The 16,489-nt window shown below is 69.9% G+C and carries 14 protein-coding genes; 8 read left to right on the top strand and 6 right to left on the bottom strand.

The features are described from left to right. Positions 1-168: 168 nt before the first annotated feature. From ML01_RS10145 to ML01_RS10155, 3 genes are all read right to left on the bottom strand, one after another. Complete coding sequence (locus tag ML01_RS10145; RefSeq protein WP_058555289.1) at positions 169-888, bottom strand: SIMPL domain-containing protein; 720 nt, start codon at positions 886-888, stop codon at positions 169-171. Positions 889-990: 102 nt separating this feature from the next. Further along, positions 991-2,658, bottom strand: coding sequence for a DNA repair protein RecN (gene recN / locus ML01_RS10150; protein ID WP_058555290.1), 1,668 nt, complete (start codon positions 2,656-2,658; stop codon positions 991-993). A 24-nt stretch (positions 2,659-2,682) separates the two neighbouring features. After that, on the bottom strand, positions 2,683-3,591 hold the full coding sequence (locus ML01_RS10155; RefSeq protein ID WP_058555291.1) for an NAD(+) kinase: 909 nt from the start codon (positions 3,589-3,591) through the stop codon (positions 2,683-2,685). Between the two features lie 359 nt (positions 3,592-3,950). Between ML01_RS10155 and hrcA the strand changes: the two genes are divergently transcribed. The 4 genes from hrcA to dnaJ all read left to right on the top strand — a co-directional run bounded on the left by hrcA (position 3,951) and on the right by dnaJ (position 9,228). Continuing rightward, positions 3,951-5,033: a heat-inducible transcriptional repressor HrcA gene (hrcA, locus tag ML01_RS10160; protein WP_058555292.1), complete on the top strand. Its 1,083-nt coding sequence runs from the start codon at positions 3,951-3,953 to the stop codon at positions 5,031-5,033. Positions 5,034-5,165: 132 nt separating this feature from the next. Beyond that, positions 5,166-5,777, top strand: a complete 612-nt coding sequence (gene grpE / locus ML01_RS10165) for a nucleotide exchange factor GrpE (RefSeq protein ID WP_058555293.1) — start codon at positions 5,166-5,168, stop codon at positions 5,775-5,777. A gap of 236 nt (positions 5,778-6,013) precedes the next feature. Next, entirely contained in the window at positions 6,014-7,960 is a 1,947-nt protein-coding gene (gene dnaK / locus ML01_RS10170) for a molecular chaperone DnaK (RefSeq protein WP_058555294.1), read from the top strand. A 137-nt stretch (positions 7,961-8,097) separates the two neighbouring features. Beyond that, positions 8,098-9,228: a molecular chaperone DnaJ gene (gene dnaJ, locus ML01_RS10175; RefSeq protein ID WP_058555295.1), complete on the top strand. Its 1,131-nt coding sequence runs from the start codon at positions 8,098-8,100 to the stop codon at positions 9,226-9,228. An 82-nt stretch (positions 9,229-9,310) separates the two neighbouring features. On the opposite strand, the gene ML01_RS10180 is transcribed toward dnaJ, so the two are convergent. Both ML01_RS10180 and ML01_RS10185 read right to left on the bottom strand, forming a co-directional pair. After that, positions 9,311-10,180: a DMT family transporter gene (locus ML01_RS10180; protein WP_058555296.1), complete on the bottom strand. Its 870-nt coding sequence runs from the start codon at positions 10,178-10,180 to the stop codon at positions 9,311-9,313. A gap of 350 nt (positions 10,181-10,530) precedes the next feature. Next, on the bottom strand, positions 10,531-10,851 hold the full coding sequence (locus ML01_RS10185) for a hypothetical protein (protein ID WP_058555297.1): 321 nt from the start codon (positions 10,849-10,851) through the stop codon (positions 10,531-10,533). 171 nt (positions 10,852-11,022) lie between these two features. Here ML01_RS10185 and yjgA point away from each other — a divergent pair, with 171 nt between their 5' ends. From yjgA to ML01_RS10205, 4 genes are all read left to right on the top strand, one after another. Beyond that, positions 11,023-11,580, top strand: a complete 558-nt coding sequence (yjgA, locus tag ML01_RS10190) for a ribosome biogenesis factor YjgA (RefSeq protein WP_058555298.1) — start codon at positions 11,023-11,025, stop codon at positions 11,578-11,580. A gap of 817 nt (positions 11,581-12,397) precedes the next feature. Further along, a complete protein-coding gene (locus tag ML01_RS10195; RefSeq protein WP_058555299.1) occupies positions 12,398-13,525 on the top strand; it encodes a 6-carboxytetrahydropterin synthase in 1,128 nt (375 codons plus the stop codon). Between the two features lie 25 nt (positions 13,526-13,550). Next, positions 13,551-14,204: a 7-carboxy-7-deazaguanine synthase gene (gene queE / locus ML01_RS10200; RefSeq protein WP_058555300.1), complete on the top strand. Its 654-nt coding sequence runs from the start codon at positions 13,551-13,553 to the stop codon at positions 14,202-14,204. Continuing rightward, complete coding sequence (locus ML01_RS10205; protein WP_058555301.1) at positions 14,201-15,679, top strand: hypothetical protein; 1,479 nt, start codon at positions 14,201-14,203, stop codon at positions 15,677-15,679. The genes queE and ML01_RS10205 overlap by 4 nt, the downstream gene beginning before the upstream one ends. Here the strand turns inward: ML01_RS10205 and ML01_RS10210 are convergent. After that, a complete protein-coding gene (locus ML01_RS10210) occupies positions 15,676-16,416 on the bottom strand; it encodes an SNF2-related protein (RefSeq protein ID WP_058555302.1) in 741 nt (246 codons plus the stop codon). The genes ML01_RS10205 and ML01_RS10210 overlap by 4 nt on opposite strands. Positions 16,417-16,489: the final 73 nt, after the last annotated feature.

Below are 16,489 nucleotides of genomic sequence, written 5' to 3' on the forward strand. Positions count from 1 at the left end.
GCTTGACGACGCCAAAGGCTTGCAGATGCGTCAAGTTTCGACGGGCGTCGGACCGGCCAGGCGCGTCGGGATCGAAATCGGGATCGGGATCGGTTGGCGCTCGGTTCGATTTCGATAGCGATTTCGATAGCGATGGGCAGGGCTCGTCGGTCTGAGGCGTTTGCCTCTCTAGTCCGAGAGGTAATATTCCACCGTCGACACCACCCGGACCTTCTTGATGTAAGGGGTGTTGCTGTCGCGGTCTTCGATGCTGAATAGTCCCTGGCTCGCGCGCCGGATCTTGCCGAGCTTGCTGTCGGAGTCCGCCGCGAACTTGGTCGCGACCTCGCGGGCGTTCTGCGTCGCGGCCTCGATCATCTCGGGCTTCAGGTCGTTCAGGCCCGTGAACAGGAACTGCGCCGTGGCGCCCATGCCGGAGCCGCCGAGGGTAATGCCCTGCTTGCCCAATTCCGCGAGCTGTGTCGAGGCCTCGCGTACGCGCTCCACGTCGTTGGTGTAGACGGTAATCGTGGACGTCGCCGTGTAGCGGAACGGCGAGTCGTTGCTGCTGTAGCCCTGCGCCTGGCGGTCCAGGATGGCGGGCGGCGAGGTGCTGATCGCCTCCGCCGCGAAGCCCTGCTTGGCCAGAAAGTCCATGATCCGAGCGTTGTTGCGCTCCACGGTGGCGTAGAGATTCGCGACGTCGTTGTCGACGTCCGTGAACGTGATGGGCCAGATGGCGATGTCCGCCGGCGCCTCGCGCTCCGCGAGGCCCTTGACGGTGACGCTGCGCTCCATGCCCTTGACCCTCAGCGCCCCCTGCGTCGCCCAGTAGCCCAAGCCGATGAGGCCGACGCAGAGGAAGGCGCCGAGCACGAAGGCGGCGATGATGCTGCGCGAATCGTTCATGTTCTGTGATTCTCCGAGTATTGTGGTTGCTCTCGTGTGGTTGCTCTCGTGTGGTTGCTCTCGTGTGGCTGCTCTCGTGTGGCTGCTCTCGTGTGGCTGCTCTTACCCCGCCCCGCGCAGCATCTCTGCCGCATGGGCGCGGGTCGTGGCGGTGATCTCGGTGCCGCCGAGCATACGCGCGATCTCGTCGATGCGCGCGGCGTCCGCCAGCGGTGCGATCTCGGTGTAGGTCTGGCCGTCGACGGCGCGCTTGTGCACCTTGAGCTGCCTATGCGCCTGCGCGGCCACCTGCGGCAGGTGGGTCACGCAGAGCGCCTGGCGGGCGTCGCCCAGGCGGCGCAGCAGGCGGCCGACGATCTCGGCGACGCCGCCGCCGATGCCCACGTCCACCTCGTCGAACACCAGGGTCGGGATGCTGCCCAGCTCCGCCGTGGCGACCTGGATCGCGAGGCTGATGCGCGACAGCTCGCCGCCGGAGGCGACCTTCGCGAGCGGCTGCAGCGGCTGGCCCGGGTTCGCGCTCACCTGGAAGGCGATGCTGTCCAGGCCGTGCGCGCCGACGCCGGCGTCGTCGCCCGTCTCGACGGCGACGGCGAACTGCCCGCCGCCCATGCCCAGCTCCTGCATGAAGCCCGTCACCGCCTCGCCCAGGCGCGCGGCGGCGGCGCGGCGGGCCGCGCTCAGCGCGGTGGCCGCCGCGAGCAGCGCCCGCTGCGCGGCGGCACGGTCCGCTTCCAGCGTGCCCAGGGCCTGGTCGTCCTGCGCCAAGGTGTCGAGCTCCGTTTGGCGCTCGGCGAGGGTGTCGGCGAGCTGCGCCGGCAGGATGCGGTATTTGCGCGCGAGGTCGTGGATGCGCGTGAGTCTCGCCTCGACCTCGGCGAGCCGGCCGGGGTCCATGTCCAGGTCGTCGAGGTACTGGCGCAGGTTGCTCGCGGCCTCGGCCACCTGCACCGCGGCGGCGTCGATGAGCTCGGCCGTGTCGGCGAGCTTGGGGTCGATGGCGGCGAGCCCGGCCAGCTCGGAGCCGGCGTGCCCGAGCTGGTCGCGCAGCGCGCCGTCGCCGTCGTAGAGCAGCTCCACCAGCGCCGCGGCGGTGCCCTGGAGCTCGCCTAGGTTCGCAAGCCGGCGCTGCTCGGCGTCGAGTGCGTCCAGCTCGCCGTCGGCAAGGTTGAGGTCGGTCAGCTCCTGCACCTGAAAGCGCAGGAGATCCATGCGCTCGGCGCGCTGGTCGCGAGCGGCGGTCAGCGTGCGCCAGCGGGTGTCCAGCTCGCGCCAGCGCCGGTGCAGGTCGGCCACCGCGGCGGCCTCGGCGAGCTGGCCGCCGTAGGCATCGAGCAGCGCGCGCTGCGCCGCCGGGCGCAGCAGCGACTGATGCGCGTGCTGACCGTGGATGTCCACGAGCAGGTCGCCGAGCGCCTTCAACTGCGCGCTGCTCGCGGCGCTGCCGTTGATGAAGGCGCGCGCGCGGCCCTCGCGCACCAGCACGCGCCGGATGATGCAGTCCTCGCCGTCGTCGAGGGCCTGCTCGGCGAGCCAGGCCCGCGCCGCCGGGCAGCGCGCGAGATCGAAGCCCGCCGTCACCTCCGCGCGCTCGCAGCCGCTGCGGATCATGCCGGCGTCAGCCTTTTCGCCGAGCGCGAGGCCCAGCGCATCGATGAGGATGGACTTGCCGGCGCCGGTCTCGCCGGTGAGCGCGGTCATGCCGGCGGTGAGGTCCAGCTCCAGCGCGCTCACGATGACCAAGTCCCGGATGGCGATGTGCGTCAGCATGCGGTTACCACTCGGCTGTGCGGTTCAGCAGGCGCCATCGCCGCGCCCCGGGCCGCCCCAGCCGAGCTTCGCGCGCAGGATGCTGTAATGGTCGTGGCCGTGCGGGTGCAGCAGCTTGAGCCGGTGCTGGCTGCGGCGAATGACGATCGCGCGCCCCTCGGCCAGCGGCAGGTTGATCTGCCCGTCGCAGGTGAGGCGCACCTGCTCGTGCTCGAAGTCGCGGATGCGCAGCTCAATGATGCTGTCGCCGCCCACCACCAGCGGGCGGTTGCTCAGCGTATGCGGGCAAATGGGCACGATGAGCAGCGCGTCCAGCGCCGGGTGCACCAGCGGCCCGCCGCCGGACAGCGCATAGGCCGTCGAGCCCGTCGGCGTGGAGACGATGACGCCGTCGGAGCGCTGGGCGTTGACGAACTGGCCGTCGATCCAGGTCTCCAGCTCGATCATCCGCACGCTGTTCCATTTGTGCACCACGATGTCGTTCACGGCGCGGCCGGCGACGCCGTCGGTGCTCACATCGAGCAACGCGCGATCGTCCACATGGTATTCGCCGGCGAGGATCGCATCCAGGTGCTGCTCCAACTGGTCCGGCGAGATGTCCACCAGGAAGCCGAGCCGGCCCAAGTTGATGCCGAGCAGCGGCACGCCGGCGTCGGCCAGCTCGCGCGCGGCGTGCAGCAGCGTGCCGTCGCCGCCCACCACGATGATCAGATCGCAGGTGCGACCCAGCTCGTCGATGGCCAGGGGCGCGGCGGCGGCCGGGTCGGTGCCGCCGTCAGTGTCCGCGTGCAGCAGCGCGCCGGCGGCGATGGGCTCCAGGTGCAGCGCGACATCGCGCGCGCGCAGATGCGCCGCGAGGCGAGCGATGGTCGCCCCGACCTGCGGGTCCGCGTGCTGCTTGCCGATGATGCCGGCGCGTTGAAAACGGTGCATGTCCCAGCGGGGCCTGTGCCGAAGCGGCGCCGCGACCGGGCACTGAAGCCCCGACGGCGCGTGCCGACGGTAGCACGCGCCCGCAACCGCGCCAACAACCGCGACCGCACCAATCCCGCACCCCGCACTGTGCACTGCGCACTTCGCACTTCGCACTTCCCCCGTACTTCGCACTTCCCCCGTACTTCGCACTTCCTACCCAACAGTTGACACCCGGGGTGCCGAGCCCTAGATTGGCGGCCCTTAGCACTCGGGCTATCAGAGTGCTAACACCGGGCCGGCGCCGGCGCCCCAGCCGCGCGCCCGAGCCTTCGCGAACAAGTCTTGCCAACCCGACGTACACGGACAATTACAGTCCCATGCCCAGCAGCCCTCCGCGCTCCGGCGATCCGCAGATCTCGCTGTCCAGCGGCGGGCAGATCAGCGAGCGCGCGCTGCATTTTCTGAAAGCGCTCATCGAGCGGCATATCCGCGACGGTCAGCCGGTGGGCTCGCGCACCCTCGCCCGCGATGCAGGTCTGGACCTGAGCCCGGCGACCGTCCGCAACGTGATGTCGGACCTGGAGGATCTTGGGCTGGTGTCCTCGCCGCACACCTCCGCCGGGCGGGTGCCGACCGTGTCCGGCTACCGGCTCTTCGTCGACACCCTGCTCACCGTCTCGCCGATGGATGATGCGTTGCTGACGGAGATGCGCTCCGGCTTCGCGCCCGGGGCGGAGTCCAAGGCGCTCATCGAGTCGGCATCAAGGCTCTTGTCCGGCGTCACGCACCTGGCCGGCGTTGTCATGGTGCCCCGGCACGAGCGCGAGATGTTCCACCAGATCGAATTCCTGAAGCTCTCCGGCACGCGGGTGTTGACCATCCTGGTCACGGCCGACGGCGAGGTCCACAACCGCATCATCCACACGGAGCACGAGTACTCGCCGTCGCAGCTCCAGCAGGCGTCGAACTACCTGACGGAGCTGTTCTCAGGCCTCGACATGCGCGAGGTCCGCAAGCGCCTGCTGGAGGACCTGAAGCAGACCCACCGGCGCATGGACGAGCTGATGATGCGCGCCATGGCGATGGCGCAGAGCCTGGTGGCGGCCGCCGAGCCCCGTGACGACGTCATGATCGCGGGCCAGACCAACCTGCTGGAGTTCGCCGAGCTCGCGAACATGGAGCGCTTGAAGCCGCTGTTTCAGGCCTTCACCGAAAAGCGCCAGATCCTGGATCTGCTCGACCGTTGCATTGAGGCGGACGGGGTGCAGATCTTCATCGGCCAGGAGTCCGGTTTCGAGCTGCTCGACGATTGCAGCCTGGTGACCACCACCTACCGCGTCGAGGATCGGATCCTGGGCGTACTCGGCGTCATCGGGCCGACGCGCATGGATTACCAGCGGGTCATCCCGATCGTCGATGTGACCGCCAAGTTATTGGCCGCGGCATTGCGTCAGCCCTGACCCGTTGCCGCACCATGCGTCATGACCGAAGGCCGAGTTCCGGGCGCTCGCCGCACACGCGAGTCAGGCAAGACGGCTGCTTGCCCTTGTCGGTCTGAGGCACGGCCCAATCAGCATTTGGAGAGTCGAGACATGAATTCGGAGCCAGATCGCCAACACCACAACGAGCCCGACGCCGCGGCCGCGCAGCCCGCCGAGCAAGCCGAGCGCGCCGAGCCGGAGCCTGGCATGGAGACGGGCGAAGCCGCCGCGGCGGCGGAGCCCGATCCGGACCCGGCGGCGCTGACGCTGCTGCTCGAGGACGCCCGCGCCCGCGCCGACCAGGCCCACGACCAGTTGCTGCGCACCCGGGCCGAGATGGAGAACATGAGCCGCCGGCAGGCGAAGGAGCTGGAAAATGCCCACAAATACGCGCTGGAGGGCTTCGTCAAAGAGCTTTTGCAGGTGCGCGACAGCCTGGAGCTCGGCCATGCCGCCGCCGCGGCGCCGGACGCCGATGTCGTCAAGCTGCGCGAGGGCACCGCGCTGACGCTCAAGCTCCTCGGCGACGTGATGACCAAGTTCGGCGTCGAGCGCATAGACCCGGAGGGCGAGCCGTTCAACCCCGACTACCACCAGGCCATGTCCATGCAGCCGCGGGCCGACCTGCCGCCGAACACGGTCACCACCGTGATCCAGAGCGGCTACGTGCTGAACGGCAGGCTGGTGCGCCCGGCCCTGGTGATGGTGTCGGCGCAGGCATGACCACGCCTCGGCAAGCGTCTCGCCCCGGTGCTGCGCCCGGCCCGACCGGGCGCGTGCGGGGCCGCTGCGATCCGGACCTGACAGGGCGGTCACGTCCGCGGCGCTAAGCTGCGCAGTAGTCTTGAGAATTCCAAGGTTTTGCCCAACCTCCCCGGCAGTTTCGGCCGCAGCGCCGATGGTCGCCGCGGGGCGGGGCCAAGAGCAGATTGACAACGATTTCAGACCGGAGAAACACCATGGGAAAGATCATCGGCATCGACCTCGGCACCACCAACTCCTGCGTCGCCGTCATGGAGGGCGACAAGCCGAAGGTGATCGAGAACGCCGAGGGTGATCGCACCACGCCCAGCATCGTCGCCTTCAGCGGCGACGGCGAGGTGCTGGTGGGCCAGTCCGCCAAGCGCCAGGCGGTCACCAACCCGAGCAACACGCTGTTCGCCATCAAGCGCCTGATCGGGCGTCGCTTCGAGGACCACGTGGTCTCCAAGGACAAGGAGATGGTCCCGTACAAGATCGTCAGGGCCGACAACGGCGACGCCTGGGTCGACGTCAACGGCAAGAAGATGGCCCCGCCGGAGGTGTCGGCGAAGGTGCTGCAGAAGATGCGCAAGACCGCCGAGGACTACCTGGGCGAGCCCGTCACCGAGGCCGTCATCACCGTGCCGGCCTACTTCAACGACTCCCAGCGCCAGGCGACCAAGGACGCCGGTCGCATCGCCGGCCTGGAGGTCAAGCGCATCATCAACGAGCCCACCGCGGCGGCGCTCGCCTACGGCATGGACAAGCGGCGCGGGGATCAGAAGATCGCCGTGTATGACCTCGGCGGCGGCACCTTCGACATCTCCATCATCGAGATCGCGGAGATCGAGGGCGAGCACCAGTTCGAGGTGCTGTCCACCAACGGCGACACCTTCCTCGGTGGCGAGGACTTCGACATGCGCATCATCGACCACCTGGTCGAGGTGTTCAAAAAGGAGCAGGGCTTCGATCTGCGCAACGACCCGCTCGCACTGCAGCGCCTGAAGGAGGCCGCCGAGAAGGCCAAGATCGAGCTGTCCGCCAGCCAGCAGACCGACATCAACCTGCCCTACATTACGGCCGACCAGAACGGGCCGAAGCACCTCAACGTCAAGCTGACCCGGGCCAAGCTGGAGTCGCTGGTGGAGGACCTGATCGACCGCACCATCGGCCCCTGCCGCACCGCGCTCAAGGACGCCGGCCTCGGCGCCGGCGAGATCAACGAGGTCATCCTCGTTGGCGGCCAGACGCGCATGCCCAAGGTACAGGAGAAGGTCGAGGAGTTCTTCGGCAAGGCGCCGCGCAAGGACGTGAACCCGGATGAGGCGGTCGCCGTCGGTGCCGCTATCCAGGGCGGCGTGCTCGGCGGTGGCGTCAAGGACGTGCTGCTGCTGGACGTGACCCCATTGTCGCTCGGTATCGAGACCCTGGGCGGCATCATGACCAAGCTCATCGACAAGAACACCACCATCCCGACCAGCGCCCAGCAGGTGTTCTCCACCGCCGACGACAACCAGACCGCGGTGACCGTGCACGTGCTGCAAGGCGAGCGTGAGCGCGCCGTGGATAACAAGTCCCTGGGGCGCTTCGATCTGGCGGACATCCCGCTGGCACCGCGCGGCGTGCCGCAGATCGAGGTCAAGTTCGACATCGACGCCAACGGCATCCTGAACGTGTCCGCCAAGGACAAGGCCACCGGCAAGGAGCAGTCCATCGTCATCAAGGCCAGCTCCGGCCTGTCGGACGATGAGATCGACCGCATGGTCAAGGACGCCGAGGCGCATGCCGAGGACGACCGCAAGTTCCACGAGCTGGTGGGCGCCCGCAACCAGGCGGACACCATGATCCACGCGACCCGCAAGTCGCTGGAGCAGCTCGGCGACGACAAGCTGGAGCCCGGCGAGCGCGACCGCATCGAGACCGCCATCAAGGAGTTGGAAGACGCCATGAAGACCGAGGACAAGGGCCGCATCGAGTCCCTGACCAAGTCCTTGGGTGACGCCTCCGCGAAGATGGCCGAGCGCCTCTACGCGCAGGCCGGTGCCGGTGCCGGCGCCGGGGCAGGTGCCGGCGGCGGCGCCGACAGTGGCGCAAGCAGCTCCGGCGGCACCGCGGACGATGTGGTGGATGCCGAGTTCGAAGAGGTCAAGGACGACAAGAAGTGACCGACGGCGCCGGCCGGGCGGCTGCAACCGCTGCCCGCCGAGCCCACACTCCCAGGCGCGCGCCGTCGTCCGGCGGCGCGACCTGACCGATTTTCTCCCGGCTTGCCCCATCAGCCGCCGGCTGCTGACCCGAAACGATGTCGCAACGTGATTACTACGAAGTCCTGGGCCTGAGCCGCAACGCCAGCGAGCAGGACATCAAGAAGGCCTTTCGCCGGTTGGCGATGAAGTTCCATCCCGACCGCAACCCGGACGATGTCGACGCACTGGCCAAGTTCAAGGAGGCCAAGGAAGCGCACGACGTGCTGAGTGACCCCCGCAAGCGCTCCGCCTACGACCAGTTCGGCCATGCCGGCGTCAGCGGGCAGGGCGGCTTCGGTGGCGCCGGCGACTTTGGCAACGGCGCCTTCTCAGACATCTTCGGCGACGTGTTCGGCGACATCTTCGGCGGCCGTGCCGGCGGCCGGCGCACGCACCGCGGCACGGACCTGCGCTACGAGCTGTCGCTGACGTTGGAGGAGGCCGTCGCCGGCAAAGAAGTCAGCATCAAGATCCCCACCACCGTCGAATGCCACCACTGCGGCGGCAGCGGTGCCAAGCCCGGCACCAAGCCCAAGGAGTGCCCCACCTGCCACGGCCACGGTCAGGTGCGCATGCAGCAAGGCTTTTTCTCGATCCAGCAGGCCTGCCCCGCGTGCCGCGGCAAGGGCACCGTCATCGAGGAGCCCTGCCGCCACTGCCGCGGCGTCGGCCGGCTGCGCGAAGAAAAGACCCTCGCCGTCAAGGTGCCGCCGGGTGTGGACACCGGCGATCGGATTCGCCTCGCCGGCGAAGGCGAGCACGGCGAGCACGGCGGCCCCGCCGGCGACCTCTATGTCCAGGTCGTGGTGCAGGACCACCCGATTTTCACGCGCGAGGAGAGCCACCTCTTCTGCGAGGTGCCCATCAGCTTCGGCACCGCGGCCCTAGGCGGCGAGCTCCAGGTCCCGACGCTCACCGGCAAGGTCGTGCTCAAGGTGCCGCCCGGCACCCAGACCGGCAAGATGTTCCGCATGCGCGGCAAGGGCGTGAAGCCGGTGCGCGGCGGTCCCGTCGGCGACCTCATTTGCCGCGTCGTCGTCGAGACCCCGGTCAACCTCACCGAGCGTCAGAAGGAGCTGCTGCGCGAGCTGGACGATTCCCTGACCTCCGGCGGCAAGCACCACAACCCCAACGCCACCGGCTGGCTCGACGGCGTGAAAAGCTTCTTCGAGAAGATGGGGCTCTGACACTGCGGGGGCCGCCGGCATCCTGCCTGCCCCTGGCCATGACGGCGCCCTTCCCTCAGCGCGGCAGCAGCCGGAGCCGGCGCTAAGCGTTGCGGCCTCGCCCCCACACGACCGCCAGCCCCGCGAGCACAATGCAGGCGCCGCCTGCGAGCTCCAGTGGGCCGAGCGCCTCGCCCGCCAGCAGCGCCGCCGAGACGGCGCCGACGATCAGCTCGAACAACAGCAGCACCGACGAGCGCTGCAACGGCAGCCGGGCGATGCCGTATTGGGTCGCGGAGATCATGCCGCTCATCCACACAAGGCCCACGAGCAGCGCCACGCCCAGCGCGGTCGGTGACGCGGACAGCGGCGAGCCCAGCGCCAGCGCGGCGGCAGCCGCCAACGGCGCCGCCAGCACCGCCGTCGCCAGGTTGCGCAGCGGCTCCGGCAGTCCGCGACCCGCGCGCAGTTGCACGTTGGTGAGCGCAAAGGCCAGCCCGGCGACCAAGCCCAGCAGGTCCGCCGGCAGCAGGGCGTCTAGCCCGCGCCCGTCGCCGGCACGCCAGGCATCTGCAAACAGCATCAGCACCGCGCCGCATAGCGCCAGCACCAGCGCCGGCACCGTCACGCGCAAGATGCGCTCCCCGAGCAGGACCCGCCCGAGCAGCACCGCCCACACCGGCGACAGGTAGAACAGGATCAGCACCCGCGCCACCTCGCCGTGGATCATCCCCAAGCCGAAGGCGATGCCCGACACCGCCGCCGACAGCGCAATGCCCGCGAGCCGCCCGCGCGCCGCCAGCGCGTCGCGCCAGTGCCGCCGCGCCAGCACCCCGAGCGTCGCCGTCGCGCCGACGTAGATCACCGCCAGCGCCCACAGCCCGCCCAGCCCGGCCTGCTCCAGCCACCGCAACGGCAGCCAGTACAGGCCCCAGAGCGTGGAGCCCGCGAGCATGATGGGGATGACGCGCAACGGCGCGGGTGCGTTCGCTTTGGTTCGGCTCGGGGTCGTCACGGTGGCGTTCGGCTGCGTTGGGGACTCTTTCCACGCGCATATTGGAGCGGTTTGCGCAACAGGGCTCACTCTACCTTTGGCGAGGCTCAACCTCGCTGGTGCTCGGCGCCGATCTCCTTCAGCTCGGCGAAGCCTGCGAGGGCGCGGCCCTTATAGGCGACACCGATTGATTGGTCATCCTGAAACGGGGGAAACGCCGAATTAATCTTGTGTTTCCCTTGCTCCAGGCGATGTCGCTATGAAGCGCGGGAACCCCCGGCGTGAACAGGCCGCGGGTGGGTGCGGTGTGAACGGCGCTCTCGCGGCGCTTAGTCGAGCTGCGCGATCACGCAGTCGATGGCCGCGTCGTTGTTGCCGCTGGGGTAGAAGCTGTTGATGGCGTCGCGGTAGGCGGCGGGGGTGAGGGTGCCGGCGCTGAGCTTGGCGGTTTCGTCGAGGAAGGTGACGTCGTCGTTGCTCACGTCCAGCAGGTAGTTGATGGGCTGCTTGCCGATGCTGTACTTGCCGCAGGCGGAGGCGACTTGGTTGAGAAAGTCGTTGCTGCCAGGGCTTTCCGGGGCGATTAGGGTGCCGCTGCAGCCGGCTAGGGTGGCGAGCAGTGCGGCGGCGGTGAAGATGCGGTGCGCCATGGGGGCCTCTGGTGCGTGGGCCGCGGTCCGCGGCGTTCTGTGGTGGCGGGTGTGCGCGCTGGCCCGGCGGCCGCTCGCCGGGCGCGAGCATAGCCGACGCGCCGTGCCGGGCTCCAGCCGCGGCGCGCAAAGCGCATCGTCGCGAGCGCCGGAATCGGCGACAATCCCTGCATGCATGACGATGACTTAGACAAAGACTGGCCGGACGGGCAGGACGACGGCGACCGTGCCGACGACTTTGACGATGTCCCCGCCGAACCGAGCAAGAGCGCCCGCAAGCGCGAGCGGTTTGCGTTGCAGGATCTCGCCGAGGAGATGCTCGGCCTGCCGCGCGCGGAGCTGATGCGGCTCGACTTGAGCCCCGACACCTGGGTGGCCATCGACGAGACGGCCCGCATCAAGGACCGCCGGGCGATGCGCCGCCACATCAAGCGGGTCGCGAACTGCCTCGCGCGGGAGAACACGGAGCCGTTGCAGGCACTGCTCGGTGCGCGGGAAGAGAACGCGCGCCAGGCGGCGGCGCGGCATCACCTGGTGGAACGCTGGCGCGCGCGGCTCATCGAAGAGGGCGACGGCGCGCTGACGGAGTTTCTGGATGCCTACCCGAGCGCGGATCGGCAGGAGCTTCGCACCCTCGTGCGCGCCGCCCAGCGCGACGCGGCGCGGGACCGCCCGGATGCGCCGCGCAAGCTGTTCCGGCTGCTGCGCGAGCTGATGGATGCGGCTTGATGGCTTGATGGGGCAAAGTGTGCGGAGTGGCGTCATGTTTTGGATGCTGCGGCTGGGGGCCGAGGGCCGAGGGCCGAGGGCCGAGGAGCAGGCCTCCCCGGTCCGACAAATTCCGCTCGCGACACCGCTCCGGCGGTGTCGCGCGTCTAAGGGCGCTTTGCGCCCCGGGTCGGTGAGGCGCGCGAGTGGCGAAGACTTGGCAGCGAACCACTTGCCCGCTCGGAGCCGGGCTGGAGCCGGGCCGGGCCGGAGAGCCGACCTCCCGGTCGGCTCCGCAGTCGCGCGCTGTCGCCGTGTTGACCTGGAGGTCAACACTCCAGTCGATAAGGGCCGAGGGCCGAGGGCCGAGGGCCGAGGGCTGGGGGCCGAGGGCCGAGGGCCAAGGAGCAGGCCTCCCCGGTCCGACAAATTCCGCTCGCGACACCGCTCCGGCGGTGTCGCGCGTCTAAGGGCGCTTTGCGCCCCGGGTCGGTGAGGCGCGCGAGTGGCGAAGACTTGGCAGCGAACCACTTGCCCGCCCGGAGCCGGGCTGGAGCCGGGCCGGGCCGGAGAGCCGACCTCCCGGTCGGCTCCGCAGTCGCGCGCTGTCGCCGTGTTGACCTGGAGGTCAACACTCCAGTCGATAAGGGCCGAGGGCCGAGGGCCGAGGGCCGAGGGAGACATTCTTGGCCCTTGGTCGGGATCGGGATCGGTTGCCGCTTGGTTCGATTTCGATTTCGATAGCGATTTCGATAGCGATTTCGATGAGCACGGCTCGGCGGTCCGAGGCCAAGCACTCCTAGCCCCTAGCCCCTAGCCCCTAACACCTTCCCCCCAAATGGCCGACCAGCTCTTCCACATCGCCGCCGCCCCCTTTGAGGCCGCGCTGCGCGTGCCGGTGCTGCCGGCCGAGCACCGTGCCGCGCGCCTGCACGGGCACAGCTACCGGGCGCGGGTGCGGGCGGCGCTGCCGGCGGGCTGGGCGGCGGACGGCGGTGGCTTCGTCGGCGGCGAGACGGATGCGCTGTGCGCGGCGCTGGCGGAGGCCGTGGCACCGCTCGACTACGCGGACCTGAACCGGCTGCTGCCGACGCCGACGGACGAGAACCTCGCCCGCTTCGTGCACCGGCGATTGCACGAGGCCGGCGTACCGGGCATCGCCAGCGTGGGCATTCGCAGCACCGCGGACACCGGTGCGGACCTGGCGCCGGACGGGCATGCGCACCTCTGGCACCGCTTCCGCTTCGAGGCCGCGCACCGGCTGCCGCAGGTGCCGCCGGGCCACCCCTGCGGGCGCATGCACGGGCACGGCTTCGAGGTGTTGCTGCACCTGGATCAGGACCTGGGCGCGGACGCGGGCGGCGCGGACATGGGGGTGGACTTCGACCACATCGCCGCCTGGTGGGCGCCGCTGCATGCGGAGCTGGACCACGCCTGCCTGAACGACATCCCCGGCCTCGACAACCCCACCAGCGAGCTGTTGTGCCACTGGCTCTGGGCGCGGCTCAAGCCCGCGGTGCCGGCGCTGTCCTGGGTGTCGGTGTACGAGACGGCCACCGCGGGCTGCCACTTCGACGGCACGCACTATCGCATCTGGAAGGAGCTGCGCTTTGAATCCGCGCTCTGCCTGGAGCAGGCACCGGCGGGCGACCGGCGTCGCCGGCTGCACGGGCACAGCTATCTGTTGCGACTGCACCTGAGCGCGCCGCTGGATGCGGTGCTCGGCTGGACCGTGGACTACGGCGACGTGAAGGCGCTGTTCAAGCCCGTCTACGAGCGGCTCGATCATCACCGCTTGGATCAGCTCGCCGGCCCCCCGGGCGCCGACCCGGCCGGGCTCGCGCGCTGGATGCGCGCGCGGGCGGCGGCCGACCTGCCGTGGTTGGAGCGCGTCGACGTGCAGCAGACGCCGGGCTGCGGCGCCGTGCTGTGCTGGGGCGAGCTGGGGCCGGCGTTGCCCGCTTGAGGGCACCGAGAGCGCCGCCGAACCGATGCCGTACCAAGTCAAAGAGTGCTTCCTCACCCTCCAGGGTGAGGGCGCACGCACGGGCCGCGCCGCGGTGTTCCTGCGCTTCGCCGGCTGCAACCTGTGGTCCGGGCGCGAGCAGGACCGTGCCGAGGCCGTCTGCGACTTCTGCGACACGGACTTTCGCGGCACCGACGGCCCGGGCGGCGGGCGCTTCGGGACGGCCGCGCGGCTCGCGGGCCATGTCGCCGCCTGCTGGGACGCCGTCACGGCCGGCGCTGCGCAGGCGCGCGAGCGCCGCTATGTGGTCTGCACCGGCGGTGAGCCGCTGCTGCAGCTCGATGCCGCGCTCATCGACGCGCTGCACGCGGAGCGCTTTGAGATCGCGGTGGAGACCAACGGCACGCTGCCGGTGCCGGCGGGCGTGGACTGGATCTGCGTCAGCCCGAAGGCCGACGCGCCGCTGGTGCAGCGCGCCGGCGACGAGCTCAAGCTCGTCTATCCGCAGCCGCAGGCACCGCCGGAGCACTTCGCGGGGCTGGACTTTCGGCACTTCTTTTTGCAACCGATGGACGGCCCCGAACGCGCCGCGCACACCGAGTCGGCCGTGGCCTACTGTCGCGCCCATCCGCGCTGGCGGCTGAGCTTGCAGACGCACAAGCTGATCGGCATTCCATGAGCACGCGCGCACCGCTGGCGGAGCTGGCGGCGCCGGACGCGCGCCGCGTGCTGGACCTGTGGGTGATGGCCATCGCCGTCGGCTACGGGGTGGCGGCGCTGGTCGGGCTGCCGCTCTACGGCGACGGCGCTTACTACTGGCTCAAGATCGCGGGCGACGAGCAGTTCGTCGTGCCGAACCTGCGTGTCGGCGCGCTGCTGCCGCAACTGCCGGGCATCGTCGCCGCGCGCCTCAGCGATGACCCGTTGCTGCTGCGCCACGCCTTCTCGCTCGGCTACGTGGCGCTGCCGGTCCTGTCGCTTGCGGCTTGCTGGCTTATCGTGCGCCGCGTGGCGCCGGTGCTCTTGCTGTTCCCGCTGCTGTGGCTCGCGGTGCACCAGATCAATTTCTCGTCCGTGTCGGAGCTGCTGACGGCGGCGCATCTGGCCTGGCCCTTCGTGCTGGCCGCCGCGCTGTGGCCCCTCGCGCGGTCGGTGCGCCTCTACGGCTGGTTCCTGGGTGCGCTCCTTTTGGTGCTGCACCCGATGGCCTTCGTGCCCGGCTTCGGCTTGGCGCTGCTCGCCGCCTGGCTCGGCTGGCGGGCGCCGCGCTGGGCCTCGATGCAAGCTCGGACGGAGCGTGCGCCGGCGCTGCGCTGGGCCTGGCTGGAGCTCTCGGCGTGGCTCGTCGTCACGTCCGCGCTGCGCTTCGGCTGGACGCTGACGGGCGCGAACCGCTACGAGCGCTCCAACCTGAGCGGCGACGGCGCGGTGCACTATCTCCTGCCGAGCACAGCGGCGCAGGGCTTGCTGCTGGCGGCTGCAACGCTGCTCGCGGTGATCGCGACGCTCGTTTTGCTGCGGCGGCGCGCGGAGGTTGGCGACCGCACGGTGGCGCCGATGCTGGGGCTGATGCCGGCGGCGCTCGCGGCGGCGCTGGTGGCGCTGGCGCTGTGGGTGGGCGGCGAGATCCTGCTCGGACACGGCATCAAGCTGAAGGCGGCGCTGAGCTTCGTGCTCGGGCTTGGGCTGATGACGCTGGCGGCGCTTGGCGCGCGGGTGCTGTCGGCGCGGGCCGCCTCGGCGGGCGGGGCGGGCTTGTCGGCGCGGCTGCCGGCGCTGTGGCTCGCCGCGCCGGCGGCGGTGGTGCTGATCCTGCTCACCGCCAAGTCCGCCGCCTGGTGGCTGGCCACCAATGAGCTGGGCCGCATCGTCGCGGAGGCCGAGAGCCCCTGTATCGTCCGCACCGACCAGGCGCCGCCGTCGCTGCAATGGCGCTGGATGCGCATCCTCGACGAGTGGCCCGTGGGCGTGAACGCGCTTGCGTTTCGGCCGCGGGCTCCCGCGGCACCGGAGGTCTCGCTGCTGCTGCCGAACGACGGCTGCGACGTGCTCGCCGCCACCGGCGAGGCCAGGCTCCAGTCCTGGATCATCCGCCCCTGGTCGCAGTTGGACGCGCGCTTCGGGCCGCTGCGGCGGCTGCCGGGGTGGGATTAGCGCGGGCCAACGCGCGGCGTCACGCCGCGAGCGAGCTCGTAAACGTTCGGCCGAACGTCTAGGCTGCGCCGAGCATCGAGGTGCGGCCCGAGCCCCTCGCAAGCACGCCGGACCCAAGGCTCGGCCTCCAAGATGCGCGCATGCCGCGCGGCTCGGTCACTGCGCAGGGTCGGCAAGGAGGCGATGACCTGGTTGTGAATGGCCCAGTAGTCGGATTTTGGCGTGTCGATCCGCGGCTCGTAGATCGAGAGACGAATATCGAACAGCGCCTTCAGCCGCGCCTGCCATTGCCGCACCAGCGCCGCCGGGGTCAAGATCAACAGACGCTGGACCTTCTTGCTCGCGATCAGCGGCCACAGGATCAGCCCGGCCTCCACGGTCTTGCCGAGACCCACGTCATCGGCGATCAAGAGCCGGATCGGCCAGGGCTGTTGCAGCGCCCGATGGCAGACCCAAAGCTGATGCGGCAGCAGGTCGATGCGCGAGCGCGAGAACACACCCCAGGCATCGTTCAGCGAGCGGATCGCCGCCGCCTGGGCCTTGAGCCGCACCGGCAGCGACGGCGACCACTGCCCGGCCGCCAGCGCCTCGCCGACCGTGAGCCGACGGGTGAGGTCACTGGCGAAACAGGCCTCCAACCGATCCCCGAAGCGCACGACCACCGTCGAGCCCTGATCGAGCAGCACGGTGCCGGTACCGAAGCCGGGGTGCTGGACTTGTTGGTTTTCTACGAACATCTTGTTTGATTGCCGCCTGAGACTCGTGGACAGGCGCGTACCTGGTCCGAAATGGACATCTCTTGGCCGAGGC

Origin of the sequence: Thiohalocapsa sp. ML1 (genome assembly GCF_001469165.1) — a bacterium.
In the GTDB taxonomy this organism is placed as follows: Bacteria; Pseudomonadota; Gammaproteobacteria; order Chromatiales; family Chromatiaceae; genus Thiohalocapsa.